General features: G+C 70.2%; 21 protein-coding genes and 4 pseudogenes. 13 read left to right on the forward strand and 12 right to left on the reverse strand.

Annotated elements, in window-relative coordinates; translation table 11 throughout:
• Nucleotides 1–50 precede the first annotated feature (50 nt).
• Complete coding sequence (locus ABH925_RS15310) at nucleotides 51–983, reverse strand: bestrophin family protein (RefSeq protein ID WP_370148191.1); 933 nt, start codon at nucleotides 981–983, stop codon at nucleotides 51–53.
• Between the two features lie 186 nt (nucleotides 984–1,169).
• On the opposite strand from ABH925_RS15310, the gene ABH925_RS15315 reads away from it, so the two are divergent.
• Nucleotides 1,170–1,346: a hypothetical protein gene (locus tag ABH925_RS15315; RefSeq protein ID WP_370148193.1), complete on the forward strand. Its 177-nt coding sequence runs from the start codon at nucleotides 1,170–1,172 to the stop codon at nucleotides 1,344–1,346.
• A 13-nt stretch (nucleotides 1,347–1,359) separates the two neighbouring features.
• Nucleotides 1,360–1,566: pseudogene (locus tag ABH925_RS15320) on the forward strand (hypothetical protein); the annotation flags it as partial.
• Between the two features lie 29 nt (nucleotides 1,567–1,595).
• Here ABH925_RS15320 and ABH925_RS15325 read toward each other — a convergent pair.
• The gene (locus ABH925_RS15325; protein WP_370148312.1) at nucleotides 1,596–1,889 is read right to left on the reverse strand and encodes a DUF1330 domain-containing protein; all 294 of its coding nucleotides are present in this window, start codon (nucleotides 1,887–1,889) and stop codon (nucleotides 1,596–1,598) included.
• 187 nt (nucleotides 1,890–2,076) lie between these two features.
• On the opposite strand from ABH925_RS15325, the gene ABH925_RS15330 reads away from it, so the two are divergent.
• The gene (locus ABH925_RS15330; RefSeq protein WP_370148195.1) at nucleotides 2,077–2,979 is read left to right on the forward strand and encodes a LysR substrate-binding domain-containing protein; all 903 of its coding nucleotides are present in this window, start codon (nucleotides 2,077–2,079) and stop codon (nucleotides 2,977–2,979) included.
• A 286-nt stretch (nucleotides 2,980–3,265) separates the two neighbouring features.
• Here ABH925_RS15330 and ABH925_RS15335 read toward each other — a convergent pair whose 3' ends face one another.
• Nucleotides 3,266–4,249 carry a LuxR C-terminal-related transcriptional regulator gene (locus ABH925_RS15335; RefSeq protein ID WP_370148197.1) on the reverse strand — a complete coding sequence of 328 codons (984 nt, stop codon included), beginning with the start codon at nucleotides 4,247–4,249 and terminating at the stop codon, nucleotides 3,266–3,268.
• Nucleotides 4,250–4,487: 238 nt separating this feature from the next.
• On the opposite strand from ABH925_RS15335, the pseudogene ABH925_RS15340 reads away from it, so the two are divergent.
• The 3 genes and pseudogenes from ABH925_RS15340 to ABH925_RS15350 all read left to right on the forward strand — a co-directional run.
• Nucleotides 4,488–5,315 (forward strand): annotated as a pseudogene (locus tag ABH925_RS15340) (alpha/beta hydrolase); the annotation flags it as partial.
• Nucleotides 5,316–5,622: 307 nt separating this feature from the next.
• On the forward strand, nucleotides 5,623–6,684 hold the full coding sequence (locus tag ABH925_RS15345) for an RICIN domain-containing protein (RefSeq protein WP_370148199.1): 1,062 nt from the start codon (nucleotides 5,623–5,625) through the stop codon (nucleotides 6,682–6,684).
• A 238-nt stretch (nucleotides 6,685–6,922) separates the two neighbouring features.
• Nucleotides 6,923–7,351, forward strand: coding sequence for a nuclear transport factor 2 family protein (locus ABH925_RS15350; protein WP_370148200.1), 429 nt, complete (start codon nucleotides 6,923–6,925; stop codon nucleotides 7,349–7,351).
• 104 nt (nucleotides 7,352–7,455) lie between these two features.
• Here the strand turns inward: ABH925_RS15350 and ABH925_RS15355 are convergent, their stop codons facing one another.
• The 4 genes from ABH925_RS15355 to ABH925_RS15370 all read right to left on the reverse strand — a co-directional run bounded on the left by ABH925_RS15355 (nucleotide 7,456) and on the right by ABH925_RS15370 (nucleotide 11,209).
• On the reverse strand, nucleotides 7,456–8,202 hold the full coding sequence (locus tag ABH925_RS15355) for a response regulator (protein WP_370148202.1): 747 nt from the start codon (nucleotides 8,200–8,202) through the stop codon (nucleotides 7,456–7,458).
• 4 nt (nucleotides 8,203–8,206) lie between these two features.
• A complete protein-coding gene (locus ABH925_RS15360; RefSeq protein WP_370148203.1) occupies nucleotides 8,207–9,373 on the reverse strand; it encodes a sensor histidine kinase in 1,167 nt (388 codons plus the stop codon).
• Nucleotides 9,374–9,455: 82 nt separating this feature from the next.
• Nucleotides 9,456–10,274: an ABC transporter permease gene (locus ABH925_RS15365; protein WP_370148205.1), complete on the reverse strand. Its 819-nt coding sequence runs from the start codon at nucleotides 10,272–10,274 to the stop codon at nucleotides 9,456–9,458.
• Nucleotides 10,271–11,209 carry an ATP-binding cassette domain-containing protein gene (locus ABH925_RS15370; RefSeq protein WP_370148207.1) on the reverse strand — a complete coding sequence of 313 codons (939 nt, stop codon included), beginning with the start codon at nucleotides 11,207–11,209 and terminating at the stop codon, nucleotides 10,271–10,273. The genes ABH925_RS15365 and ABH925_RS15370 overlap by 4 nt, the downstream gene beginning before the upstream one ends.
• A 428-nt stretch (nucleotides 11,210–11,637) precedes the next feature.
• On the opposite strand from ABH925_RS15370, the gene ABH925_RS15375 reads away from it, so the two are divergent.
• Complete coding sequence (locus ABH925_RS15375) at nucleotides 11,638–11,946, forward strand: aldo/keto reductase (RefSeq protein ID WP_370148208.1); 309 nt, start codon at nucleotides 11,638–11,640, stop codon at nucleotides 11,944–11,946.
• Nucleotides 11,947–12,117: 171 nt separating this feature from the next.
• Here ABH925_RS15375 and ABH925_RS15380 read toward each other — a convergent pair whose 3' ends face one another.
• The gene (locus ABH925_RS15380; RefSeq protein WP_370148209.1) at nucleotides 12,118–12,726 is read right to left on the reverse strand and encodes a maleylpyruvate isomerase N-terminal domain-containing protein; all 609 of its coding nucleotides are present in this window, start codon (nucleotides 12,724–12,726) and stop codon (nucleotides 12,118–12,120) included.
• A 179-nt stretch (nucleotides 12,727–12,905) separates the two neighbouring features.
• Between ABH925_RS15380 and ABH925_RS15385 the strand changes: the two are divergent.
• From ABH925_RS15385 to ABH925_RS15410, 6 genes and pseudogenes are all read left to right on the forward strand, one after another.
• Nucleotides 12,906–13,028 (forward strand): annotated as a pseudogene (locus ABH925_RS15385) (GNAT family N-acetyltransferase); the annotation flags it as partial.
• A 505-nt stretch (nucleotides 13,029–13,533) separates the two neighbouring features.
• On the forward strand, nucleotides 13,534–14,949 hold the full coding sequence (locus ABH925_RS15390) for a hypothetical protein (RefSeq protein ID WP_370148211.1): 1,416 nt from the start codon (nucleotides 13,534–13,536) through the stop codon (nucleotides 14,947–14,949).
• Between the two features lie 243 nt (nucleotides 14,950–15,192).
• Nucleotides 15,193–16,203, forward strand: coding sequence for a hypothetical protein (locus ABH925_RS15395; RefSeq protein ID WP_370148213.1), 1,011 nt, complete (start codon nucleotides 15,193–15,195; stop codon nucleotides 16,201–16,203).
• A 403-nt stretch (nucleotides 16,204–16,606) separates the two neighbouring features.
• Nucleotides 16,607–17,677, forward strand: coding sequence for a lytic transglycosylase domain-containing protein (locus ABH925_RS15400; RefSeq protein WP_370148215.1), 1,071 nt, complete (start codon nucleotides 16,607–16,609; stop codon nucleotides 17,675–17,677).
• Nucleotides 17,678–18,130: 453 nt separating this feature from the next.
• Nucleotides 18,131–18,676, forward strand: a complete 546-nt coding sequence (locus tag ABH925_RS15405) for a hypothetical protein (protein ID WP_370148217.1) — start codon at nucleotides 18,131–18,133, stop codon at nucleotides 18,674–18,676.
• 13 nt (nucleotides 18,677–18,689) lie between these two features.
• Entirely contained in the window at nucleotides 18,690–18,872 is a 183-nt protein-coding gene (locus ABH925_RS15410; RefSeq protein ID WP_370148219.1) for a hypothetical protein, read from the forward strand.
• Between the two features lie 404 nt (nucleotides 18,873–19,276).
• Here ABH925_RS15410 and ABH925_RS15415 read toward each other — a convergent pair whose 3' ends face one another.
• The 4 genes and pseudogenes from ABH925_RS15415 to ABH925_RS15430 all read right to left on the reverse strand — a co-directional run bounded on the left by ABH925_RS15415 (nucleotide 19,277) and on the right by ABH925_RS15430 (nucleotide 25,750).
• Entirely contained in the window at nucleotides 19,277–21,046 is a 1,770-nt protein-coding gene (locus tag ABH925_RS15415) for an ATP-binding protein (protein WP_370148221.1), read from the reverse strand.
• Nucleotides 21,047–21,080: 34 nt separating this feature from the next.
• Nucleotides 21,081–21,794 carry a response regulator transcription factor gene (locus tag ABH925_RS15420; RefSeq protein ID WP_370148223.1) on the reverse strand — a complete coding sequence of 238 codons (714 nt, stop codon included), beginning with the start codon at nucleotides 21,792–21,794 and terminating at the stop codon, nucleotides 21,081–21,083.
• Between the two features lie 35 nt (nucleotides 21,795–21,829).
• Nucleotides 21,830–22,192 (reverse strand): annotated as a pseudogene (locus ABH925_RS15425) (substrate-binding domain-containing protein); the annotation flags it as partial.
• A gap of 246 nt (nucleotides 22,193–22,438) precedes the next feature.
• The gene (locus tag ABH925_RS15430; RefSeq protein ID WP_370148225.1) at nucleotides 22,439–25,750 is read right to left on the reverse strand and encodes a lectin; all 3,312 of its coding nucleotides are present in this window, start codon (nucleotides 25,748–25,750) and stop codon (nucleotides 22,439–22,441) included.
• Nucleotides 25,751–25,797: the final 47 nt, after the last annotated feature.

Below are 25,797 nucleotides of genomic sequence, written 5' to 3' on the forward strand. Positions count from 1 at the left end.
AGCGGGCCGTCAGAAGAATGGCCCTTCCCAACGGGCTTTCGGAAGAGCCGCTACCAGAGGTATCCGTCCACGGGCGCGGGCCTGGCCGGGCGCTCGTCGACGTCGACCAGTTCGAGCAGGTCGCGTTCGAGGCTGACGGCCAGGGCGGTGACGGGGACGTCCTGGCTGCGGTTGGCGAAGGGCTCCTCGGTGGACGCGCCGACCCGCTCGACCATCCGGAAGAACAGGGCGATCAGCAGTGCGGAGGGAATGACCAGCCAGCGGTAGGAGGTCAGCGCGCTGATCACGGCGAACGGGAACACCACCACGTAGCAGTGCACGAACAACCGGCTGACGTAGTCGTGCGGCCGCGGGATCGGTGTGATGCTCATCCGCTCGGCCAGCGCCTGCTGGGTGGACAGCCCGGCCAGGGCGGTCTCCATCTGGAAGTTGTCCAGGCCGCTCAGGATGCCCAGGTCGTAACCGTGGAAGATGGCCTGACTCTGCAGTCGGGCCAGCACCGCGGGACCGTTGTCCGCCGCCAGCACCAGTGCGGCCTCCTCGGGGGACAGCAGCCGGGTGAGCTCGATGGTGGCGTCCTGCCGGCGCAGCAGTCGGGCCAGGCTGTGGGCCCAGGCGGCCTGGCGGTTGGCGAGGTCGTGCTGCCAGGCCCGGACGGTGGCGGGGTCGATCGCGGGGTCGACGAGTTTGGCGTCGGTGACCGTGCGGGCGACCCGGATCAGTGTCCGTGACTGTCCGGTCAGTTGGGCCCAGATGGTACTCGCCTCCCACCAGCGCTGGTAGGCGGTGTTGGCGCGGAAGGCGAGCAGGATGGCCAGTGCGGTTCCCAGCACGGTGGCCAGCAGCGAGGGCAGCGCGAGCCAGCGAATGTCGGCCAGGTCGACCAGCAGGTACGCGGCCGTGCCGCTGACCGTGGCGAGCGCGAGGTCGAACCGGACGAACGGGAGGGTGCTGCTGACGTTGAAGGTTCCCTTGACGATCACTGTGCCAGCCTAACCGCGCCATGCCGCCAAATGCCATGGCTTCCACATGGTGTGACGGGGCGCCGGACCATGACGTCAATCAGGAGGGACCGGGGACGGCGCGGCCGATGACACCGCGTCACTCCCCCGGGCCGGCACCCTCGCCTCGGCGAACATGCGCGCCCCCTCCTCGCGGGCGATCCGCGCATGCTCCAGCCTCTGAAGGCGACCCCGACGATGCCGGTCACCGCGATCGCGGAGCGGATCGGCTGGGAACGCGGGCTGACGATCCTGCGCGAGCGGGTGCGCGAGCCGCGGCCGGCCCACCTGGCGGTGGACCCCGTCTCGCGGACGGTCGACCAGCCGGGCGAGCCGGCGCAGTGATGAGCGCTCACGCATCCGGGAGGCGATCGACCGGCTGCTGGCCGGCCAGCCCGCACGCTCAAACGGCAGCCTGACCGTCGCCGCGCTCGCCATCGAGGCAGACGTCCACCGGATGGCGCTCATGAAGCGCCACGCGGACCTGAAGGAGGAGTTCTACGCCCGGGTCCGGGCCGAGACGCACCAGACACCCGAAGTGGAGCAACGGCTGCGCAAAGAGGTGGGATGCTCAGCGATGGCTGGGCCCGCCGGTCAGTCGATGCCTTCGATGATGCGGAAGTCGCGCTCGACGCCGTCGGGGAGGGCCACCAGCGCCTTCTGGTATGCCTCGCTCTCGTATGCCGCGACGGCCTGTTCAAAGCTGTCGAACTCGATCAGAACGACGCGTTGCGTGATTCCGGCCTCGTGGGCGACGACTCGACCGCCACGGGATAGGACGCTCCCGCCCCCAGCCCGGACAGCCGGACGGGCCAGCTTCTCGTAGGCAGTCAGCCTCTCAGGGTCGGAAATGGCGGGGTAGACACTGACCCAGTAGCCCTTGGCCATGGAAACCTCCTGTGTTCGGCCGGACATGCCCGACTTCGAATTGACACTCACTCGATCGATCCCGGCGACGGGTACTGCGGTCAGGGGAATCGTCATATGCGCAGGTTAGGGCTCGATGTGCGGTCGAGGGAAAGACCGGTACGGGATAGGCTCAGAACGGATCGTTATCAATCGGCAGGGAGGGCACGTGGCGCCGGATACGGTGAGCCTGCGGTACTTCCTGGTGCTGGCGCAGGAGTTGAACTTCACCCGCGCGGCCGCACGGATCGGTGTCGCACAGCCCGCACTCAGCGCCCGGATGCGCCGATTGGAGGCGGAACTCGGTACGGCCCTGCTGGTCCGCAACACGCGTCGCGTCGCATTGACCACGGCCGGTGCGGCTTTGGCTGAGTCCGCGCCGCCCGCGCTGGCGGCGCTGGACCGGGCATGGGACACCGCCCGGAGCGCGGCGGCCGGTGAACTGGGCACGCTGCGCATCGGATACAGCCTCAGCACCGGGGCCGAGACGGCACCGGCCCTGGTGGACAGGCTGATTCGCGGCAACAGCGGACTCGAGGTCGGCGCGGTCCCGATGGCGACACCGGAGATCACCCCCGCGGTCGCCGACGGCCGCATCGATGCCGGGATCACCCGCGGTGAACAGCCGGGCCGTGGCGTGCGCCGGTTCCTGCTGCGGCGTGCGCGCATCGGGGTCCAGCTGGCGCAGCACCATCCGCTGGCCGAACACCCGGAGATCGAGATCGCCGACGCGGCCGCGTATCCGCTGCGGCTCCCGGACCGTGCGGCCAACCCCGTGATCCACGATCAGCTGTCCGCACTGTTCCGAGACACCCGACCACACCCCCGATTCCACACGCCCGCAGTCTCTTTCGACATGTCCCAGCGCGACCTGCGCGACGGGGTCACCCTCGCCCCGGCCGGAGAAGCCGCGGTCACGGCATCACCGGCCGGTCTCACCTGGCGACCGCTGCGAGGCGCGCCCAGCCTGACGATCCACCTGGTCCTCCCACGCGAGCAGTCGCCACTACACCGCCGCATCCGTGCCGTCGCCAAATCCCTGGCGCACGAGCTGCACTGGCTGCCGGACTGACGCTGATTCACGAGGGACCTGCCCCTTCGCCCGCCCGGGCCCCACGGCCAGGACCGCCCGCCAGCGCAGGTCCGTCATCTCCGAAGCCCGCCGCGCGGCCGTAGCCCTCCGGCCGCGCGGGACGGCGACCGAATGCTGCTGACAGGGCACCAGGACCCGGGGGCCCTCGGGGGTCGGGAAGGGCCGGGCCGGGTGCGCTCGCGTGGCACGCGCTCCTTGCGGCCCCACGCTGAGCCACCCACGTAGGGACTGACATCACCAACGTGAGCCGGCGGCCCTTCCCGCCTCACAGCCACCCCCGCCGCGCCGCCTGCACCCCCGCCTGGAAACGGGTCGTCGCGCCGAGCCGGGTGTGCAGAGCGGCCACCCGCCGCACCACCGTCCGGCGGCCGAGCCCCAGCCGCCGCGCTATCGCGTCGTCGGTGGCGCCACTGGCCATCAGGGTCAGGATCTGGCGGTCGCGGGTGTCGATCTGGCTACCGATTCCGGCGGCGGAGACCGGGACGGCGAGCCGCCAGAGGGCCTCGAAGATGTTGGACAGCGCCTGCAGCAGGCTGGACGACCGGATCTGCAACGCGATGATGCCGACCGAGTGGTCGTCGGCCGGCAGCGTCAGCAGGGCCAGGTCCTCGTCGCCGATGAGGAGCTTGACGGGGGCTTCGTCCAAGGTCCGCGCCTGCTCGCCGGCCTCGATCATGCGGGCCATGTTGGGGCCGGCGACCGGGTCGTCGTAGGCCTCGCCGGCGTAGATGACGCGGTAGACGATGCCGGAGGCCATTCGCTCCCGCTGGATGTCCTCCTGCTCCAGGTAGTAGTCGGAGTTGCCGGAATACGGCGGCACGTCGATCACCCGGAGCTGGTGACGTGCGGCGGCCTGGAGCCGGCGGATGGCCGCCAGCACATCGGCCGTCCCCTCCAGGATCTCCAGTGCGCCGTACGAGCCACTGTCCCTGGTGTGGGCGAACCGGTAGATCCGGTCCAGTTCGGCGCCGGCCTGCCGCAGGTCGGCACGGCGGATGGCGTCGCGGTGCAGCAGGGTGTCCAGGACCCGCAGGGGCGGCAGCGCCTCCCAGGCCGATGGCAACCGATCGGAGGAAGGACGCACCGTCACCACGATGCGCTCGGCCCGGAGATCGGCCAGTACGGCCTGCACGGTCGCCTCGCTCAGTCCGGTCAGCGCCGCCAGTTCGCCGGCCGGGGCGCCTGGGTGGGCGACCAGGGTCCGGTAGACCCGGCCGCGGTCGGAGGCGGGGTCCAGTACGTCGTGCACGATGCGTCCCCCCGTAGTCATGTTCACGTCGACTCAACTCGGTACCCGCAGCCTACCGCCCGGTAGGCCTACCTGGGCCAGTGGCCCAGGTAGGCCACCGGTCACTCTGGCGTGGGCATGCCGAACTGCGCTGGGATGGCTGTGTCCGGACGAACCACCCGCTTCCCGGACCCCGGCCAACCACCGTGCGGGGTCCCGGACCACCCCGTCCCGAGGAGCCCACTCCTAAGGAACACTCATGCCATCAGTCCTGTTCGCCTGGCTTCCGCGGATCAGAACGGCAGTCGCCGCGCTGGCCGCCGCAGTCCTGATCCTTGGACCGGGAGTGGTGTCGCCCGCGCACGCCGACGCCTCGGTCCCACCGACACTGACCGACGGCTTCGGTCTGACGCAGGTGGCCCCGGTGACCGGCACCGCCACCAACTTCGTGCTCACCGTGACCACCCCCGAGGTGGCCGGCCGGCACCACATCCGGATCCTGCTGCCGGCCGGCTACGCCACCGACACCGCCAAGCGCTACCCGGTCTTCTACTTCCTGCACGGCACGTCGGACGACCCGGCGGACCCCTATCTCGCCTACCCCGCACTGCTCGCCGCCACCTCGATGATCACGGTCATCCCGGACGGCGGGCTGCGCGGCTGGTACGCCAACTGGCTCGACCAGACCACCGCCGCCGGCGCGCAGAACTGGGAGAACTTCCACCTCGACCAGGTGATCCCGTTCGTCGACGCCAACCTGCGCACCGTCGCGACCAAGCAGGGGCGGGCGGTCGGCGGCCTGTCGATGGGCGGGTTCGGCGCGCTGCACTACGCGCAGGACCGCCCCGATCTGTTCAGCCAGGTCGTCACGCTCTCCGGAGCCGACGACCTGTCAGGTGACGAGGCGATCATCCGGGCCGCCGTCGTCGGGACGCTGACCAACGTCGGCGCCGTGTTCTGCGGCCCCAGTGCCCCGGGGACGCACTGCGGGCTCGACTTCGGGCCCGCGGTCTCCAGCGACGCGATCTTCGGCACGCCCTATCCGGTGTTCAACGCCGACTGGCGGTGGAACGAGGCCGACCCCTCCAACCACATGGACAAGCTGGCCGGCATCGGCATCTCCCTCTACACCGGCAACGGGGCGGGCAACCCGGGGAACGAGGAGTTCTGGGCGCAGTCGGCGTCCCAGCAGTCAAGGACCACCTCGACGCCCTCGGTTACCCCTCCTACTTCGTCGACTACGGCAACGGGGCCGGCTGGGGCCCGAACTGCCAGGGCGGCCACACACCCGGCTGCTGGGCGCAGGACCTCGTGGACTACGTCCCACGCCTGGAAGCGGCGTTCTCGGCCGCCAACCCCTGAGCTGTTCCCACACCCCATGAAAGGACCGACCCATGAAAGCCACCCGCCTGATCGCCCTCGTCCTGGGGGCGCTCTGCACGCTCCTCGGACTGACCGCCAACGCCACAGCGGCACCGGCACCGGCACCGGCGCGCGCCGCCGCGGGCCAGATCGGGCAGTACCAGGCCCTGATCTTCACCTCGGTGAGCAACGGCCGCGCCCTGGACGTGCAGAACGGCAACAACTTCGACGGCGTCTACATCGTCACCAACTCGGCCCCCGGGTACCACGAGGCGTGGCACCTGAACGTCGACCCGTCCGACTACTCGTTCACCATCGTCAACAACGACACCGGCAAGTGCGTCGACGTCAGCTGGCCGGCACTGCGCCAGGAGACGTGCGCGGGCCAGGCCAGCCAGAAGTGGTACTTCGAGCCGGTCGCGGGCACCGGGCAGGCGTTCATGATCCGCCACGTGAGTGACAACGCCTGCCTCGACCTGATGGCCGGAGCGCAGTACAACGACGCGTGGACCGATTCGTCCGGCTGCAACGGCAACGTCAACCAGCAGTGGACCACCGGCACCTCGATCACGGACCTCGCGCTGGGCCACGGCGCCGCCCAGTGCCAGAAGGACACCAGCAGCTGCTCCTGGGCGGAGACCAGCGAGGCCCCCGCCGCTCCGCTGCCGACCGTCTGCGCCTCCTCGGTCTGGTACAACAACACCAGCGGCACGATCGGACAGGCCTTCTCGGTGGACAACACCACCGGCTGGTCGGACAGCGTCAGTTCGACGATCAACTCGGGCCTGGGAAGCGGGGGCCTGTCGCAGATGGCCGTTCAGGTCAGCGTCGGCATGTCGGTCAACGTGACCGCGATCTGGCAGGGCTCGAAGACCGTCAACAACTCCGTCTCGGTGACCGTCCCGGCCAAGCAGTACGGCTGGGTGACGCTCTCCGAGCTGGCCAAGAAGGTGACCGGCAACTGGACCTTCGACGCGCAGGGCTTCCCCTGGACCGCGACCGACACCGTCGTCGTGCCGCTCGCCTCCGACCCGTCCGGCGGCGCGACCCTCTACGTCGCCAACACCGCTCCGACGTTCACCAGTTGCTCCTGAGCTGAGCCGGTAGCCCCGGACTGACCCAGCGCCGGGTGATGAGGCCCACCAAGGCCTCGTCACCCGGCGCGCGTCGTTGCACGCCGGGTGGCACGACGTGTTGAGGTGCCTCCTGAGGCAGGCGGCGGCCGCGTGTGGTCATCTGCGCTGTCAGGCTGTGGAGTTGGACGGTCACGGCGGGGTACAGAAAGAATGATCACGCAGGCTGCAACCGACCGGACGACCGAAAGAGCGGACCATGAGCGACAAGACTTCGAAGATCGACGCCATCACCAGGTTCTTTGCGGCCTACGCCAGCTACGACCTCGACGGCATGCGGGCGGTGCTGACGGACGATGTCGAATGGAGCATCCCGGGTCACCACGCGCTGTCGGGGACCAAGCACGGCGTGGAGGAGGTCGCGGCCTTCTTCACCCAGCTCGGCAAGGCCGGCTTCCAGGCCGAACCCCTGTTCCTGGAGGCCAATGAGGAATACGTCGTCGACATCCACCGCGGCTGGACCACCGAAGGGACCGGCAAGGTCGACACCATCTGGGCCCTGGTGTGGCACTTCAACCGCGAGGGCAAAGTCGACCGGGTCATCAACCTCTCCGGCGACCAGCACCAGATGGACACGTACATCTGGAACAACTACACACTGGCCCCGATCCCGGACCGGCTGGCCTGAACCAACCCGGCAACCTCCAACTCTCCAGCCCCCGAGAATGCCTGTGCGCCAGGCAGACCGGTTCCGGAGCACCTGGCCCGGGGTCGCGCGTCGAGCGATTCCGGTCAGGAGCCCCGTGACGACGAGTCGCGGTGAGTCCCCGGTCGACGGGGGCGGTCGGCTCGGTAGCCGCGGGGCCGCACCAGGCCCGTGTCGTAGGCGACGATCGCGAGCTGGACCCGGTTGCGCAGTCCGAGCTTGCTCAACATGTTCTGGACATGTGTTTTGACGGTCGTGTCGGCCACGGCCAGTGACTCGCCGATCTCCGCGTTCGACAGGCCCTCGGCGACCAGCAGCAGCACCTGCGCCTCGCGTTCGGACAGCAGTGCCCGCAACGTCGCCGGGTCTGCGCCGTCCGCCTCGCCGTCAGCCGTTTCCGGGCACCCCGTTGCGGCGAAGCGCTCCAGCAGGCGGCGGGTCACCGACGGTGCCAGCATGGCCTCCCCGGCCGCCACCGTACGGATGGCTTCGATCAACTGGGCGGCGGGGGCGTCCTTCAGCAGATAGCCGGACGCTCCCGCGCGCAGTGCCTGGACGACCTGGGCGTCCACGTCATACGTCGTCAGGATCAGCACCCGCACCCCGGGCGCGCCGGCGCCCAGCAGAACACGGGTCGCGGCCACGCCGTCCAGCCGGGGCATCCGCACGTCCATCAGCACCACGTCCGGCCGCACTCTGCGCGCCACCTCGATCGCCTCGACACCGTCGGCCGCCTCGCCGACGACCTCAAGACCCGGCTCGGAGTCGACGATGGCCCGCAGGCCGCTGCGCACCAGCCTCTGGTCGTCGGCCACCACTACGCGAACCACCATCGGTTCAGCCCCCTTCCGGCTGCTCCTGCAGCGGGATGTCGGCCGCGACCACGAAGCCACGGCCGCCCGGCCCCGCCCGGAACGTCCCCCCGTACACCGCCACGCGTTCCCGCATCCCGACCATGCCCTGACCACTGTGGCCGCTGTGGCCGCTGTGACCGCTGCCGACGGCCTCGGCCGATGGTCCTCCGCCACCGTCATCCGTCACCGCGACCCTCAGCATGGTCGGTTCGCGCAGCACCGTGACCTCCGCGCTGGCGCCCACCCCGGCATGTCGAAGCACGTTGGTCAGCGACTCCTGGACGATCCGGAACGCCACCAGGCCCGGCCCCAGCGGAAGGTCCGTCAGGTCGCCCCGGGTTCTCAACCGCACCGGCACACCCGCCGCCTCGACTCCGGCCACCAGGTCATCCAGCCTACCGAGCCCGGGCGCGGGGTCCCACTCGGCGTCAGTTTCCTCCTGCGGGCGCAGTACCCGTAGCACCTGCCGCAACTCGGCCATCGCGGCCCGGCTGGCGGTCCCGATGACCTGCAGGTATTCGGCGACGGCCGCCGGGTCCCCGGCCAGGGTGCGGGAGGCGGCCTCCGACTGGATGGCGATGACGCTGACGGAGTGGCCCACCGCGTCGTGCAGTTCACGGGCGATCCGCAGCCGCTCCTCGACGACGGCCCGCGCCGCCCGCTCGCCCTCCTCCCGCTCCAGCCGCTCGGCGCGTTCGACGAGACCGGCGATGTACGCCCGCCGGGTGCGAAGGGCGTAGCCGGCCAGCCACGCCAGGGCGACGGACAGCAGCACCGCCGCGGCCGAGACCGGCTCGGCGCTCTGTCCGCGGCCCAGAAGCACGATGGAGAGGGCCGCCATCAGCGTGAGGACCAACGCGGCCACATCCCGCGGCGGCCGCCCGTAGGTGGCGGCGGCGTAGCAGGCGGCTAGCAGTCCGGGCACGCAGGCCCCGGCGGGCACCCCTGCCGCCGCCGCGCACGCCCCGGCCAGTCCGGCGGTCAGCAGGACAGCCGGCACGACGGCCGACGCCATTCGCCGCCGCACAAGCAGCGGCAGCGCCTGACCGGCGGCAGCCGGCCACACCAGCCACCCGGGAAGCCAAGCACCGTCGTGGACGTGGCCGCTCAGGGCCACCCCCGCGACCAGGCCGGCGACCAGCAGATCCACCCATCCGGGCACCCGTCGGCGCGCACCGGCGGTCCTCGATGTCCCCGCTGCCCACGCGCCTGTCCCCACGCCCGCTCCCCGCTCAGGCGTCACGTCGGCGCAGCAGCCACGCGGCGGCTCCCAGCGCCAACGCCGCATACGCGGCCATCACCAGGGCGCCGGCTGCCGGGGAGAGCATCCCTGGTGTGCCCACGACGTGCCACATCGATTCGCCCGCACCACCGGGGAGCACCCTGTCGACGTCCAGCGCCAGTTGGTGCGGCAGTCCCCCGACCAGGATCGGCAGGACGAGCAGCACCGCGAACAGGGTGCCGATCGCCGCCGCGGTACTGCGCAGCACCACCGCGAGGGCCAGCCCCAGCACGGTGGCCAGCACGAGGTAGAGCCCTGCGCCGAGGACCGCGCGCAGCACTCCGGGGTCGCCCAGGCTCGCGTGGGGGGCCGGTCCGGACAGCAGGGCCTGGCCGAGGAGGAACGACACGAAGGACATCGCCGTCCCCGCGACCCAGGTGAGCGCCGCGAGCGGAACCGCCTTGGCAGCGAGCAGCAGCCCGCGCTGCGGGGTCGCCGCCAGCGTGGTGCGGATCAGCCCGCTGCTGTATTCGCTGCCCATGACCAGGATGCCGGTGATGCCGCAGAGGATCTGGGTCAGCAGGATGCCCTGCAGGCTGCGGTAGGTGGGGTCGAAGCCGGTGTGCGCGGTCGCACCCGGAGTGTTCCAGCGTCCGTTGATGCTCGCGCACACCACCGCGCAGTCCAGCAGCATCAGCGCCGTGGCGGTGAGCAGGGAGAGCCAGGTACCCCGCACCGACACCAGCTTGATCCACTCACTGCCGACCGCCGCCCGGAGCCGCTGGGCGGCCCCGGGGGTACGTGGTGGCACCACAGCCACGGCACTCATACCGCCGCCTCCTCGTTCCTCGCTTCGCCGGGCGAAGCCGCCCGGTAGGTGACGGTGTCGGCGGTCATCCGGAAGTAGGCCTCCTCCAGCGAGGCACGCACATCGGTCAGCTGATGCAGTACCAGGCGGTGGTTCGCCGCTGTCTCGCCCACCACCTGTGAGTTCAGGCCCGCGATCCGCAGCGTGCCGTCCGCCTCCCGGTGGACGGACGCGCCGCGCCCGCGCAGCACTGAGCCCAGCGCTTCGGGGTCGGCGGCCCGTACCCTGACCTCGTCCGCCGAATGGGCGTCGATGAACTCGCCCAGGGACACGTCCGCGAGCAGTCGGCCCTGCCCGATCACCAGCAGGTGGTCGGCGGTCAGTGCCATCTCGCTCATCAGATGGCTGGACACCAGCACGGTGCGGCCCTCGGCGGCCAGCGAGCGCATCAGTGTGCGGATCCACAGGATGCCGTCCGGGTCCAGGCCGTTCACCGGCTCGTCGAACAGCAGCACCCCGGGGTCGCCGAGCAGCGCGGCGGCGATGCCGAGCCGCTGGCCCATGCCGAGCGAGAACCCGCCGACCCTCCTGCGGGCCACCGACTCCAGACCCACGCACCCGATGACCTCGGTGACCCGGCTCCTGCCGATGCCGTTGGCCACCGCGAGGGACAGCAGATGGTGGTACGCGCTGCGCCCCGGATGGACGGCTGCGGCCTCGATCAGTGCGCCGACCTCGTGCAGCGGCCAGACCAGACCGCCGTAACGGCGGCCGTTGACCGTCACCGCTCCGGAGGTCGGCAGGTCGAGTCCGAGGATCATGCGCATGGTGGTGGACTTCCCCGCCCCGTTGGGACCCAGGAATCCGGTGACCCGACCGGGCAGCACCCGGAAGTCCAGTCCTTCCACGGCGACGACGTCACCGTACTGCTTGGTCAGCCCGCGCGCCTCGATCATGGCCACCTCCGCGCCGGGAGTGCCGAGTTCGCCCTCGTCCTGTTCATGCTCTGACGCTACGAGCCCCGCCCTCGCCGCAGCGTCACCCCGTAGGACGACCCCTGCCCCCGCGCCTCGCCACCTCCCCTCCCCAGGGAGGATCGGCGGTCGCTGTGGGTGGCACCCAGCCACGATCCTCATTCAAGCCACTTGAACATTCACGTGGGATCTGCCTACGATGCAGAAGGTTGAATATTCAACGGCTGGCACGCTGCTCGCCTTTCAGCCGGAGCGAGTTCGCCCTGGCTGGCAGGTCACGCCGCCCGAGGCGTCGGCCTTGAGCCGGTTCTCGCGTCGCACCAGGGTCGACTTGAATGTTCAAGCCATAGCGAACGCCCCCGCGATCTCGAGGAGTAAGCATGCTCACCGATTCCCAGAGCCCCGGCTCTGTGAACCAGCACTTACCTGCCGGCGACAGCTTCCCGGTCGAACGCCCCGCTCTCCCCACTCGGATGCTCGGCGGGCTGGCCGGCTCCGCACAGGGGCTCGGCTGCATGGGCCTGAGCGAGTTCCGCGGGCCGGTGGACGAGCAGACGGCGGTGCGCACGATCCACCGCGCTCTCGACCTGGGCGTGACCCTGCTCGACACGGCGGACATCTACGGGATGGGCCGCAACGCAACCGCGGCTGGAGCAGGCGGAGGAGGCCCGGGCCCAGGACGGCCCGCCGTGGGATGGCCGGACGCGGCCGGGTGGTGATCTGGGCTGGGAGCTGCCCTGGCTGGCCGCGTGGGCACGGGAGGTGAGCGCCGCGGACCGCCGGTTGCGCGAGGCGCACGGCGCTCCGGGAGCCGACAGCCCGGCGCAGGGGGATCTCCCGCTACCGTGGGGTGGGCGGTACGTGAGCTTTTGACGGTTCCTGCGCTTGCGCTACAGCGCCGAGATGGAAACAGGTGCGCGTTCGCTGCGGCTCAGCGCGCGCAGGACATTCGTCGCGCCGTGCCGCCGCAAGGCGATCCGGGACAGCAAGTCCACGACGGTTTCCACTGCAGGGGCCGGGAACTCCGGGGTCGGCAACCCAACGCTGTGCGCAAGGTCGTCGGAGTGGACAACGAGTTCCAGGAGCCGGCTGGCGATGAAGTCGTCGAAACTGATCGACCACGGCCCCCAGGTGGGGCGCCGAACCAGGCGATCCGGACTGGCGGGCAGGATGCCGCGCAGTTCCTCGACGCATGCGGCGACTCGCGCGGCCAGCGCGGCCGGACCCGCGGCTGCCTCCTCCTCGCCGCCGGAGCGGATGGCCTCATTGAACGGGGTATCGAGTTCTGAGCCGATCCAGCTGACCCGCGCGTAGTACTCGTGGATCGAGATGGCGGGCTCGGTGGGCACTGGCTCTGCGAGCACCGAGGGGACGAAGAAGACCTGCCCGGCCAGGTGCCCCGCCAGACCCTGGACGCTGAGCTTCGCCAGCGCGGAGGGCCGGAGCCAGCCGTCCGCCACTTCCGGAGCGGCCAGCAGCTTCGCCGCCGTGTCCGCCACACTCAGGTATAGCTCCCTCACCTGCGTCACCGTGCCGCTCCCCTGTCGTCGTCGGTGGTTGTCTGCCCAGTCAAACTCGCGGCAAGGGCGACGCATTCCCGGACCTGACCCGACTGGGAGGGCGGGTCGAAGACTCAACCGGTCACCGAGCATTGCGCCCTCCCTCGTATAGAGATGGTCTCCCGGACGGGACCCTGGCCGGGATGGCCATCGCCTCGGCGACGCCGTACCACCGCAACGTCGGATACCTGGGCGTCGTGCCGGAACAGCGGGGCCGGGGGCTGATCGACGAGATCCTGGCCGCCGGCTCCAACGGCCAGGATCCGGCCGTCCGGGTCGAGGGCCACCGGGTCCGGCCGGGCCCGCGCCGTGGGGACAGTTCACCGAATCGGCCCATTTCTGTAAGGCAGCCATAAGGAACCCCCGTCACGCAGTGAGTGGTTCCCCCGGGAAAAGCGTCATCCACAGTGGAACCCGGAGGCGGCCCACAGAATCCGGCCGCACCCGCACCCGGTGTGCATAGACTCCCGCCGTCAGCGCCTTGAGTGACCGTGCGTTCCCCCTGGCACTCCGAATTCGGCGACCTGCGACAAAGGACCTCATGTGTCCGTATCCCCCGATCATGGCCATCACCGTTCCCGACCCGCCCGGCAGCGGCGGCGCCGTATATCCCTGCTCGGCATTTCCGTCGGCGCCATCGCCGCCGTCGCGGCGACCCTGAGTTTCGCCCTGGCCGGTACAGCGGTCACCACGACCACGAACCCCCCGGCCACACCGCCCCCTGCCGCTGCGGTGGCGGCAGCACCCGTGCCGAACCCGAACTGCACGCTGATCGTGCCGGCCGACCCGCTCACCGCGCAGGGCCTGGCCACCCCCTACCAACTTGTCGCGACCGACCCGGCGCAGGGTGCCTGCAAGGAGGCGAACGCGAACCAGTCGGCCTTCGTCGAGGGCGCGATCCTGACCGCCGACGGCCAGTTGACGCTCTACGACCCGCTGGTCGTCGACCAGGGCACGCAGCCGGCCGCACCGACCCAGGCCGCACAGGTACCCGCCGGTTCGACCGTCGGCCTGTGGTTCGGGTTCAACGGCACCAACCTGACCCTTCAGGCGGCGCCGGGCACCACCGCCCTGGCCCAGGGCAACTGCGTCAACGGCCTGCAGGGCTCGATCTTCGGGGAGTTCGCGTCCTGCAATGCTCCGACGTTCTTCCAGACCGCGAACACCCAGATCGGCACCAACCAGCTGCAGGTACCCGCCCTGGGCACCGCCAAGGACGGCCTGCCCTGCCCCACCACCCGGGACTTCTCCCTGGTCGACCAGGACCAGAGCGACAACGTGGTCACCCACTACCTGGCCACCGCAGCAGGGCTGACCGCCCAGAACAACGCCGCCGCCAAAGCCGCGCTGACCGGCCCCACCGACCTGGCCAACGGCAGTGACAACCTGCTGCTGACCCAGTTCGTCGACCCCGCTCTGGGTTGCACTCCGTTCACCAGGCCCGACCAGTCCAGCGACGGGACGGCCACCGCAGCCCTGCCGTTGGACGAGTTGTCGGCCGCAGCCAACCAGCAGGCCCCGATCGCCCTCGTGCCGCTGACCGACCCGATGACGCTGAACAACGCGAAGGCGGACACGGCCAAGACCAACCTCTACCGGGCAGCCGTGGACCAGGCACCGATCGGCGCCGACGCGGGTAGCGGCACGACGTACTGCAGCAACCTGTTCACCACCGCCGGGGGGATCCAGCGGGTCTTCAAGGATCAGGCGATCTTCGCCAACGCCCCCTCAGTGGACGCCGCCCAGGCCACCAACCTGTTCACGTTCCTGGCGATGCGCGCACAGGCGACCTTCACCAACCTCGGCTGTCAGGGCCTGCTGAACATGACCAACCCGATCACACTGACGACCAGCAACGGCGTCGTCACCGCAGCCACCTTCACCGCGGGCGGCGCACCTACAGCCGCCGCCACCCCGACCGTTCCCGCCGCCACCCCGACCGTTCCCGCCGCGACCCCGACCGCCTCCGGCACGCCGGCGGCCACCATGCCGGCCGCGTCCAACGGCCAGGGCGCGGCCGCCACCGCGTCACCGACCGCCGCCGCCACGGCCGCTGGTGGCGTCACGAGTCCCGCCGGCCCCGCTGCGTCGAGCAGCGGCACCGCACCTCCCACGATGGGCGCCGCCCCAGCGACCGCCACGCCCTACCGCAGGTACGGCTGACGATCCGGTCCCGCTGATGTGACCGCGCCTGCCACGCCACGGGGGCCGAAGGTGACTGATCCCGCAAACCGGAGGCCCCCGTGAGCAGCCATCGACGAACGACACTCATGCCGGATGCGAGGACCGGGCACCGCGATGACCGCGTCCACGGCGCAGAGGATGTCCACCGCGCCCTCGCCCACCGGGGCAGCCGCCCGCACAAGTGGCGCGCCCACGCTGACATCTCCGACCGAGACGGTACTCATGACCCGAACGCAGCCCCGCTCCACCGCCGCCCCGTTCGACCTCACCTTCGGCGACCGGGCTCTCGCCGCCGCCCGCCGGGATCTGGTCCTGGGCCGCTGGCGGGGCGCCCGCGACCTGCTGCGTGCGACCGGCGGCGACTGGGACCACCGCACCCATCGGATGCGACTGCTCGCCGACTGCCCCACCGCGATTCACGCCGTGGAGTCCTGGCGGTCCGCCGATCCGGGCGACCCCGACGCCGTGGTGCTGTGCGCGGTGATCGAGGTCATGCGGATCTTCGCCATCGTCGCCGAGGCCAACCGCAGCATTGGCTCGCCGCCGGCGACCGATGACAGTCTGAACCGGGTCCATCTCGACCACGCCGTCCGAATCTGTCTGCAGGCGGCCGGCCGCCACCCCGCAGACCCCGTGCCCTGGGTCTGCCTGCTGAGCCTGGCACGCCTGTACGGCGGAGGGCATCCTCACGTGTGGCGCTGGTGGTGTGAGCTGCTGACCCGCGACCCGCACAACCGCGAGGCCCACCACCAGCTACTGCGGTTCCTGTCCGCACGCTGGCACGGCTCCAACGGCGAGATGTTCAACTTCGCGCGCGACACCGCCGCCTCGGCCCCGCCCGGTTCACCGCTCGCCGTGCTCACCCAGGCCGCCCGCGCCGAGCACTACCGGTATCGGGTCGCGACCGAGGGACCCACCGCCCTGGGACTCACCTGGCACTGGAATCACGAGGTCGCCGTCCAGGAACTGCACACCACCATGCGCCGATGGGTCGCCCAGCGCGGCGATGTCGAACACGCTCAGGACGTCGCCGACCTCAACCTGGTTCTGCACGGCCTGGTCCTCGCCGGGTTGACCGACGCAGCCAGGGAGGTCTACAGCCAGCTGGGCGACCGGCCCACCCACAGTCCCTGGTCCTGCACCGGCAACCCCCAACGACTGTTCGCCCACTGGCGCGAACAGCTCACAGCCGTCGGAGACCAGCACTCATCGGCTCCGGCCGCAGCCGGGTGACCCGACGGAACTACCTTCGCCCCTCCGCCTGCCTTTTTGGCAGTACCAACGGACTTGGTTCGCGCCGGTCCCTGCCTCAGTGGCGCCGAGGGCGAATTCCGCGGTGCCGGTCCATGCCCTCGGGCGGCAGCCCGGCCGCAGGTTGGCTGGAAACGTACGCAGCCCTCCGGCCTGATATCCATCGACTGCTTGACCCAACCGTGACATGCCGTAGGTTCGTTCGGGACCCGGCAAGCAATCGGAGGGACTCCTGCTCATGACGGCACGGCTTCGGGCATCGGCGTTGCGAACCATGAGGGCGGCTGCGGTGGTCACCGCCGTGGCAGCGCTGACGGGCACCCAGACAGCCGTTCCGGCACAGAGGTCCACGGCACCATCCGCCAACCGGACGCCCAACGCGGTCGTGTCGGCACCCTCGCGCTCCGCTCAACCGCCGGTCGACGGAGGCGGCAACGGGATACTGCCCCAGCCGCCGACCTTCCCGGGCACTGCTCCCGCCGCCAAGGTCTCACCGCTCACCCCGCCGGCGACGCAGCGGGCCTCCCTCCCGTCCGTGGTCTTCGCCGCGTACCGCAGCGCCCAGGCGTCCCTGGCCGGGTCCGACCCCGGCTGCCATCTGAGCTGGCAACTCCTGGCCGCCATCGGCCAGGTGGAGTCCGACCAGGCCGACGGCGGCAACGTCGACAGCGAGGGAACCGCACTCACGCCGATCCTCGGCCCGCTGCTCGACGGCAACGGCGTCGCCGCCATCCGCGACACCGACCACGGCCTCTACGACGGCAGCACCACCTGGGACCGCGCCGTAGGCCCGATGCAGTTCATCCCCTCCACCTGGGCGATCTGGGGCGCGGACGCACGGGGAACCGGCCACCCGGACCCCGAGAACATCCGGGACGCTTCCCTGGCCGCCGGGCGCTACCTCTGCGCAGGCGGGCGGGACCTGTCCGTTGCCGCGCAGCTCGACCAGGCGATACTCGGCTACAACGACTCAGCGGACTACCTCCGCACGGTCAAGACCTGGATGGCGTACTTCGCCTCGGGCACACCGGTGCTGACCGACACCCTCCCCGCACCGGCCAAGCCCTCGGCCGCACCCACCCCCGCGCCCTCCACGGCAAGCCACGCGCCGACGCCCGCACCGACGAGCCCTCCCAGCACGCCGAGCACCCCGAGGCCCACCACGGCCCCCACCGCAAGCGGCTCCCCGACCTCATCGCCTTCCCCCGCCACCACGGCCTCACCCGGAACCTCACCCACGAGCAGCCCCACCCCCACCCCGACCGGCTGCCCCTCCCCCACCCCGGGAGCAAGCGCCACCGGCACCCCGACGGCCACCACGAGCCCGGCAGCCACCGCCGGCCCCTCCCCCACGGCCACCCCCGCGGGTTCGCCGTCGGCCACACCCACTCCCCAGTCACCGGGTACTCCGACTCCAACGCCCACGCCACCGGGCTGCGCCGCCCCGTCCCGGTGACGCCGTCCCGGTGACGTCAAGGCGGCCTGCTCCGCGAGCGTGCCAGCGGTCAGACTTCGCGACCTTCCAGAGCCGCCATCCGGCAGAACTGGACGAGCCCGACCAGGCGACGGCGTGGCTACGTGCTGCAGGCCCTGGCCACCCCGTCAGGGCTGCCGACCCTGGCGCGACTGCGAGCCGCGCGCCGCTGACCCGTCCCGTGGTCGGTCGAGTGGTCGCAGCGGTCCTCATCCTTGTGCGGGGCGTGGTCGGCGTGCTGGTCTGCGTTGTGCAGCTGGCTGTGAGTGTGGCCGTGGTCGGCGTCAGGGGAACCACTGACGGAAATCAGGGTCGAGTCAGGGGACAGGCCGGACGGAAATCAGGGTCGACCCAGGGGACAGACCCGATGGCCCCTCAGCCGCGCACCGGAAGGATGTAACCCGTTCGAACACCACTCGACCGAACGGGGGACCCATGCACGGGAAGAGAATCCTGTCCGCGTTGGCCGGCGCTGGAGTCGTCGGCGCCGTCCTGCTCGCGACAGCCTCGGCCGGCACAGCCAACGCGGCACCTCACGGAATCGTCCACCTTGCCAGCTTCACCGACAACGACGGCGCCGGCGCATCGGTGGTAGTCAGCGGAGCAGTGGGCGATTTCGGCGAAGCGGTCAGCGTGAACCCCGATGGAAGCATCAGCGCCGACCACGGCGGCCAGCAGAAGTTCGTACTGACCCAGGGCACCTTCAAGATCGACTTCTCCGCGCTCGACCACAAGCTCGTCGCCGCCTTCCCCACCCACCCGGTCGACAAGCACTCCTGCTCGGGCCACATCACCGTCAACGGCTCCGCCTCAGTCGTCCAAGGCTCGGGAACGGGCGCCTACCAGGGCATCGCCGGGACGTTCCAGCTGGCCCTCACCCTGGACGAGCTCGTGCCGCAGACTCAGTGCGACTGGACGGGCTCGATGCTGAAGCAGTCCATCATGATCCTCGGCTCCGGCGAACTGTCCTTGGCCAACTGAAGAGCCAGTCCGAATGTCGTGCAAGTCCGCGAGTGAAGGCCTGGCGCGGGTCCACGGGGCGCAGCAGCGTCTGGCCGCGGTGGTGTTCCGAGACCCGGCGCGTGCCGTCCGCAGCCAGTTGCCGGAACTGGGCGTGCCGGCCGCCGACATCCGCTACGAGGTCTTCGGCCCCGACCTCCGGCTCGGCCAGGACTGATCGACACCCCACGTCAGAACCCCCGTAGCCAGTGCCAACCGCCGGGCGCGGCTACGCCTTTGCGGCTCGGTGTCGCCGCTACTGGTGCGCACCGTAGGTCTGCGTCAGGCAGCTGTGGGATATGTCGCCCCAGTTGGCCGGGAGCGGGGTGGCGAAGGTCGGGAACAGCCCATCCGACGACACTGTGGTCTTCAGGCCATGGGCGTTGTCGCAGTTGATCTCGGCCCGCAGGTCGTCATAGCGGCACCCTGCCAGGGCAATACAGAGATCCTGTCAGATAGTTATCAGCATCTCGTCAGCCCGCCATAACGCCCTCAGAGCCCTGGACATGTGCGCACATGTCCATCGAGGAGATGCGCCTCTCCTCGAAGGCGTTGCAGCCCGCACGTCCTGTGCCCGCCTCGTCACCCACTCGAGCGGGGCTGGTCCCGGGTGGCGGGCGTCGGAGCAGGGGTGGGCAGCCGCAGGGTGAAGACCGATCCCGTGCCCGGGGTGCTGGTCGCAGTCACTGTTCCGGCATGGCCTTCGACGAGCTGGCGCACGATAGCCAGGCCGAGTCCGCTGCCACCGGTCTGGCGGTTGCGGGACTTCTCCGCACGCCAGAACCGGTCGAAGACGTGCGGCAGGTCCTCGGGGCTGATCCCGGAGCCGGTGTCGGCGACTTCGATCAGCGTTTCCGACGCCGACTGGAAGACTCCCACCGTGACGCTGCCGCCGGGCCGGGTGTGCCGGATGCCGTTGGAGACCAGGTTGCCGACCGCCTGGCGAAGGCGCACCGGATCGGCCACCAGCTCAGGGTCTCCGTCGATCCACGTGTTCAGCGTGACGCCCGCGGTCTGCGCCGTGTCCCGGTAGGCGGCAGTCACGTGCTCCGCGACCTCGCGCACCCGTGTCGCCTCGGGGTGCAACCGGAAGGTCCCGGCGTCGGCGGCGGCCAGGTCGCGCAGGTCGTCGATGATGTGCTGCAGCACGAGCGCCTCCTGCAGCAACGAGGACACCAGGACCGGGTCCGCGACCGCGACCCCGTCCTCAACGGCCTCCAACCAGCCACGGATGTTGCTCAGCGGGGTGCGCAGTTCATGGGCGACATCGCTGACCATGGCCTCGCGCTGCTCCTCCATGCGCTCACGGCGCTGTGAGAGTTCGTTGAAGGCGGTGGCGAGGTAGCTGATCTCGTCCTTGCCGGTGACCGCCACCCGGGCGTGCCGTTCGGTGGGGTTCTGAGCCGCTTCGGCCAGGACCCCCAGCGGTCGGACCAGTCGGGTGGCCACCAGGGAGGTCACCGCAACCGTAACGGCCAGCACCAGAGCGGTAACCTCCGCGATGCGAAGGGCATTGGCACGCGAGAGGTCAAAGGCCGATCCCGGGGCCTGCGTGGGGTTGGTGACGAAGAGCAGTGCGGCAGGTGCCACGTAGGGGGTGAGCTGCTCGCGGCGGCCTGATTCGACACAACTCGCGACCGTCTGGTCGGCGTTCGGGGACGTGGCCGGCGACCCGATCACGGTGTATGTGAGGTCGAGGTCGATGGCGGCAAGCCCCTGTCGGGCCAGGCACGGGTCGACCAGGTTGTCGAGTTGGTCAAGGGCGGCCTTCTCCGTGGTGGTGGGAGCGTCCAGGCCACGAATGCCGCACTTGTCCATCACGAAGGGGATGGGGATGCCGCTGGCGGTGACGCTGGGACGCCCACTGGGGCTGATGACGATCTGGGACGCCTGCCCCAGGTCCCGCAGGCAGGTGACGCCAGTGTTCGCCTCCTTGAGCAGGCCCGCGCGTTCTGCGGGGGTGAGCTGGTAGGGCCCGGTGGCTCGCAGATCGATGCGGCTGGTACCGGATCCGGGTGCCAGGGAGGCGTCCACCGCGAGCGGGTCGACGACTGCGGATGCCTGCGGCGGCAACGGTGACCGGTCCGCGGGTGAGGAGTCGGCGAGACGCTGGCGTGCGGAGGTCGTGAGGGTGATCCGGCGACCGGTGCGCTGCGCCAGGCCCGCGACCGCGGGAGCGACCCCGCCCCAGGTGCGATGAGTGGCCGCGTACCCCAGCAGGGTGCTGTAGATGTCGGCGTCATCGGACAGTGCCTGGCCCTGCTGCTGCTGGATCGCGTGGGAGGTGGACGTCACCGCCAGCCATGCGGTCGCCGCGACCGAGCACACGGCGACCAGTACGGAGGTGGCCACGAGCCGCACCACCAGGCTCCTGCGTAAGGGGACGCTACGGGCCATGCTGCCGCCTGCCGGCCGGATCGGTGATCTTGTAGCCGACCCCGAACACGGTCACCAGTGTCACCGGGTTGCGGGGGTCGGGTTCGAGCTTCTTGCGCAGGTTCATCACATGCATGTCGACGGTGCGCGCGGTGGAACAGTGGTCGAAACCGAAGACCGCCTGGAGCAGCTGGGATCGGCTGAAGACCCGGTCGGGCTGAGCAGCCATCGCGACCAGGATGGCGAACTCCCCGGGTGTGCATTCCACTGGAACGGTGCCGACGGTCACCTGGTGCCGGCCCTGATCGATGATCAGGTCGCCGACGTGCAGCACTTCGTCGGTTTCCAGAGGGCGCGGCTGGGTGCGGCGCAGCAGGGTGCGTACCCGGGCCATGAGTTCCCGGGGGCTGTAGGGCTTGGCCATGTAGTCGTCGGCACCCAGGCCCAGTCCCAGGAGCAGGTCGTCCTCCGAGTTGCGGGCGGTGAGCACCAGGACCGGCAGCGGCTCGTATTCGCGGCGCAGGATCCGGCAGACATCCAGGCCGTCGATGCCGGGCATCATGATGTCGAGGATGAGCAGGTCGGGGCGCATCCGGCGGGCCTCCCCGATCGCGGCGCATCCGTCGTGGACCATGACGGCGGTGTGGCCTTCCCGCTCCAGATAGCGCCGGACCAGCTCAGCCTGCATCTCATCGTCCTCGGCCACCAAGACACGTGCACGCATGGCTGAGATCCTACCGGTGGTCTTTCAGGCACCGCTCACACCGGCGGAGCGGTGCTCTCCCTGACGACCGGCTCCGGCAGCGCGAGTTGGACCGAACGGGCCGGGCCGCCGTCGAGAAGGTCGGTCAGTTGCTCGGCGGCGCTCTTGCCGAAGGCAATGGTGTCCCGGGCCAGAGCCGTCAACCAGGGATGCACCATGCGGCACAGGACGGAGTCCTCCCAGGCCACGATGGACAGGTCACGCGGGATGGTCAGACCCCGCGCCGCCGCGACGGCGACCCTGGCCGCCGCCATCACGTCGTTGTCGTAGACGACGGCGGTCGGCGGACGGTCCTGGTCCAGGACACGGCGGGTCGCCGCCGCGCCCTCCGTGTCGGAGTAGTCGGTCGTCACCGAGTGGAGCAGGTGCCCACCCCGGAACTGGTGGTGCGGGAGAGCACCGCGCCTCCCTCCTGAACCGGACACCTCCCCCGGGGCCCGCGTCGGTGCGCTGCGTCGAGCGGCTGAGGTGCAGCGACGCTGGCGGTCTCGCATGCCCACACGAAGGTGGCGGTGCGGGTTGCCGGGGACGGGAAGCGGCCGAGTACGCGGACGGCACCACCCCGCCGGGGGCGCCGTCCGCGTACGGTCCCTGCCCGGTCGGTGTCAGCTGCCGAAACCGATGGCGAAAATGTGCAGCGTACCGTTGTCGGTGGTCGGCAGGGTGATGCTCGCCACCTGCTTGGTCGCGTCGAGCGGGAGCTTGGTGGAGAACAGGTCGGTGCTGACGGTCTGCTGACTGCCGTTCGAGCTGTCCCGTGCGGGCATGCTCGCCGCGACCGTCTCGCCGGCGAGCGGATGGCTGGCTCCCGCGTTCAGAGTCCAGTCGGAGAAGGTCAGGGTCACCTTGGCGGTGGACCCATCGGTGTAGGTGACGACGACGTCACCGCTGGTCCCCGTGGCCGGCGAGTTGGTGCCGGCGCCCAGGAAGCCGATCGACGCGGCCCCGGCGGGCGCGTTCAGCGGGATGGTCTGCCCGGACACCACGATGTTGTCCGGCTTCCCGGTACCGCCGGGCCAGGAGTACGTGATTCCCCCGGAGGTGACGGTGCCTCCGGTCTTGACTCCGGCGGCTGCCAGTAGCTGCTCCGAGTAGGCGAATCCGCCGCCGTCGAACCCCCCGCCGAAGGTTGTGCCGTCAGCGTAGACACCAGTGTCGGTCTGGTAGGGCCACAGCTCGCCCACACTGGCCACCGCCAGCTTCAGCGCGGTGGACGGCAGGGATGTGGCCCCGGCCGTGAGCGTGATCGGGATGGAGTACGCGCCCTCGGTGCTGCCTGCGGTTATCTGGAGCTTCTGGTCCATGGTGGCTCTCGCCGGGACGGTGAGCGTGCCGCTGGTGACGGTCAGGGTGACGCCGGAGGGCGGGGTGGCGGTCCAGTTCACGCCGACCGGGCTGTCAGAGATGTTGGCAAGGTCCAGGGTGGCGGTGCCGCTGGCGCCCGGGGCGAGGATCAGGCCGCCTCCGGTGGACGGTCCGACGGAGGCGAGCACAGGGCGCTCACCGGTGGAGTCCGAGGGCGGCGCGGCAGAGGACGCCGTGCCCCAGGAGGTGTTCGGGGTGGAGCCGAGGGTGTAGTCGAGCGTGCCGCCTCCCGCCAGGCTGCCAAAGGACACCCAGGGCTGGTTCCAGGACTTGCCGTTGAGGCTCAGGCTCTGCACGTACGGGTTGCCTGTGGCGGCGGCCGGGGCGTCGATCGTCAGTGTCCGGCCGCTGGCAAGATGCACCAGCGTGGTGGGGAAGACCGGGCTGGCCAACGCGAGGGTGTCGGTGCCCGGTGTCTCCGGATACATCCCGAGCTCACCCCACACGTACGAAGAAGACATCTCGCCGAGGTCGTCGTTGCCGAACTCGCCGGTTGGCGCGTTGAAGAACAGTTCCTGCTGCACCGCACGGATGCTCTGCTGGGTCTTCCAGGGCTCGCCTACGTAGTCGTACTCCCAAGGGATCTCCAGGCTGGGCTCATTGCTCAGGTCGGCGTTGGTGCTGCCGGGGTTGGTGAGGTTGGCCAGGAGGCTGTCCAGGTAGCTGCTGTAGGCAGCGGCGCCGCCTCGGGACTGGATCAGCGCCTGCAGGTTGAACGGGATCATCGGCGTGTACTGGGCCGAGGTTCCCTCGACGAAGCCGTTGCTCGTGCCCGGGCTGAAACCGGGCGCGAAGTCGCCGTCGGCGAGCTTGGCCTGAAGGTAGCCGGTCTGCGGGTTGAAGACGTTCTGCCAGTCCTGTGCCCGGGAGGCGAACGTGCTGTACGTGGCCCGGTTGCCGAGGGACTTGGCGAGCGAGGCGATGGAGTAGTCGGCGGTGTCGTACTCCTCCTGAGTGGAGACGGGGCCGTAGAAGTTGCAGCAGCCCCAGCTCGTGTCGTCGATCGGCAGGTAGCCCTTGGCCTCGCGGATCGCCTCCCCAGGGCGGTCGTTGTTGGTGTGGGTGCCCTCGTAGACCATGTCGGACAGGGCCTGCTTCACGTTGAATCCGCGGGCGCCGAAGGCGTAGGAATCGGCGATGATGCTGTCTGCCGGGTCGCCGACCATGACGTAGCTCTCGCCGCTGTTGTTCGCCCACTTGGGCATGATCCCGGTCTGGTCGAAGCCGTTGAGCATCGAGGTGACCATGTCGGAGGCCGCACTTGGGTCCACCAGTGAGATCAGCTGGGTCTCCGATCGGTAGATGTCCCATCCGGAGTAGTTGGCGTACTGGGTGTGCCCCTTGGCGACCGTGTGGATCTGCTGGTCCATACCCATGTACTGCCTGTTGTCGTCGGAGAAGACGTTGGGGTGCAGCAGCGAGTGGTAGAGCGCGGTGTAGAACTGGACCTGCTGGTCGGTACTGCCACCGCCGATCTGGATCCGGCCGAGCACCTTGTTCCAGGCGTCGTGACCGGATTGGCGTACCGCGTCGAAGTTCCAGCCGTGGATCTCGGTGGCCAGGTTCTGCGCGGCGTTGGTGTCCGAGGTGTAGGAGATGCCGACCTTGGCGGTGACCGTGGTGCCCTTCGAGGTGTCGAAGCCGAGGTAGACGCCGTTGGCTCCGACTACCGGCGGGGTGGTCGCCATCGCCTTGGCCCCGTGCGTGGTGGGCTGCGGCTTCCCCGGAACGGTGAAGTGCGCCTCGTGTCTGGGTGCCTGGGTGGCCGGGGCGGTCTGGGTCGGTTGCACCGCCCCGAGCTGGAGCGCTTTGGCATTCGCGTCGACGGTGCTGCCGACCCAGGTGCCGCTGCTGCTGAACGGCTGGTCGAACTTGATGTCGAAGTGGATCGTGTAGGTGCTGCCTGCGCCGCAGAAGTGACCGCTGTCGATCGCGCCGACCACCTCGTTGTTGCCCACGATCTGCGCGCGGGTGCCGTCTATCTGGGTGGCACCGCCGCTGAGCTTGAGGAGCAGGTGCGCGTCGGCGCCACTGGGGAAGGTGAAGCGGCCGATGCCGGCACGGGAGGTCGTGGCAAGCTGGCTGGTCACCCCGGCGTTGTCGGTCAGTGAGTAGTACCCGGCCTGGGCGGCCTCCTTGCTGTGGGTGAAGCCGACCGACGTCGAGCCGAGGTCACCGCCGAGCGCGCCGGTGAAGGGCAGGATGGGCAGGTCACCGCCGGAGGGGCAGCCAGGCCCGGACAGATGAGTGAGGCTGTATCCGGAGATGTTCTTGTCGTTGTACTCGTAGCCGCCTCCGTCGGCGCGTTCGGGGGTGGTGTCGGGGCTCCACTGGACCATGCCGAAGGGGGTGTCGGCTCCGGGGAAGGTGTCCACGGAACCGGACGTACCGATGATCGGGTTGACCAGTGAAGCCGCGTCCGTGATCGGCTCCGCCGGGTGTGCGGGCGATGCCGCCACAGCTCGGAGCGGCAGCACCGCCAGCGCCGCGGCCGAGAGAGCGACCACGACGGTGCGGAAGAGCGGCGCCCCTGTGCGCCTGGGTCGTGTCATCACATGCCTCCTGAGCGAGCGTCAAGTCACTTGCTGCTCACATGTCA

The organism is Streptacidiphilus sp. EB129, assembly GCF_041262645.1.
Lineage (GTDB): Bacteria > Actinomycetota > Actinomycetes > Streptomycetales > Streptomycetaceae > Streptacidiphilus.

Bases quoted from the DNA above. Each gene is read 5' to 3' on its own strand.
- ABH925_RS15315 (WP_370148193.1), top strand. From the start codon at position 1,170: ATGCTCCAGCCTCTGAAGGCGACCCCGACGATGCCGGTCACCGCGATC.
- ABH925_RS15325 (WP_370148312.1), bottom strand. From the start codon at position 1,889: ATGGCCAAGGGCTACTGGGTCAGTGTCTACCCCGCCATTTCCGACCCT.
- ABH925_RS15345 (WP_370148199.1), top strand. From the start codon at position 5,623: ATGAAAGCCACCCGCCTGATCGCCCTCGTCCTGGGGGCGCTCTGCACG.
- ABH925_RS15350 (WP_370148200.1), top strand. From the start codon at position 6,923: ATGAGCGACAAGACTTCGAAGATCGACGCCATCACCAGGTTCTTTGCG.
- ABH925_RS15355 (WP_370148202.1), bottom strand. From the start codon at position 8,202: ATGGTGGTTCGCGTAGTGGTGGCCGACGACCAGAGGCTGGTGCGCAGC.
- ABH925_RS15365 (WP_370148205.1), bottom strand. From the start codon at position 10,274: ATGAGTGCCGTGGCTGTGGTGCCACCACGTACCCCCGGGGCCGCCCAG.
- ABH925_RS15370 (WP_370148207.1), bottom strand. From the start codon at position 11,209: ATGATCGAGGCGCGCGGGCTGACCAAGCAGTACGGTGACGTCGTCGCC.
- ABH925_RS15395 (WP_370148213.1), top strand. From the start codon at position 15,193: ATGACCCGAACGCAGCCCCGCTCCACCGCCGCCCCGTTCGACCTCACC.
- ABH925_RS15405 (WP_370148217.1), top strand. From the start codon at position 18,131: ATGCACGGGAAGAGAATCCTGTCCGCGTTGGCCGGCGCTGGAGTCGTC.
- ABH925_RS15410 (WP_370148219.1), top strand. From the start codon at position 18,690: ATGTCGTGCAAGTCCGCGAGTGAAGGCCTGGCGCGGGTCCACGGGGCG.
- ABH925_RS15420 (WP_370148223.1), bottom strand. From the start codon at position 21,794: ATGCGTGCACGTGTCTTGGTGGCCGAGGACGATGAGATGCAGGCTGAG.
- ABH925_RS15430 (WP_370148225.1), bottom strand. From the start codon at position 25,750: ATGACACGACCCAGGCGCACAGGGGCGCCGCTCTTCCGCACCGTCGTG.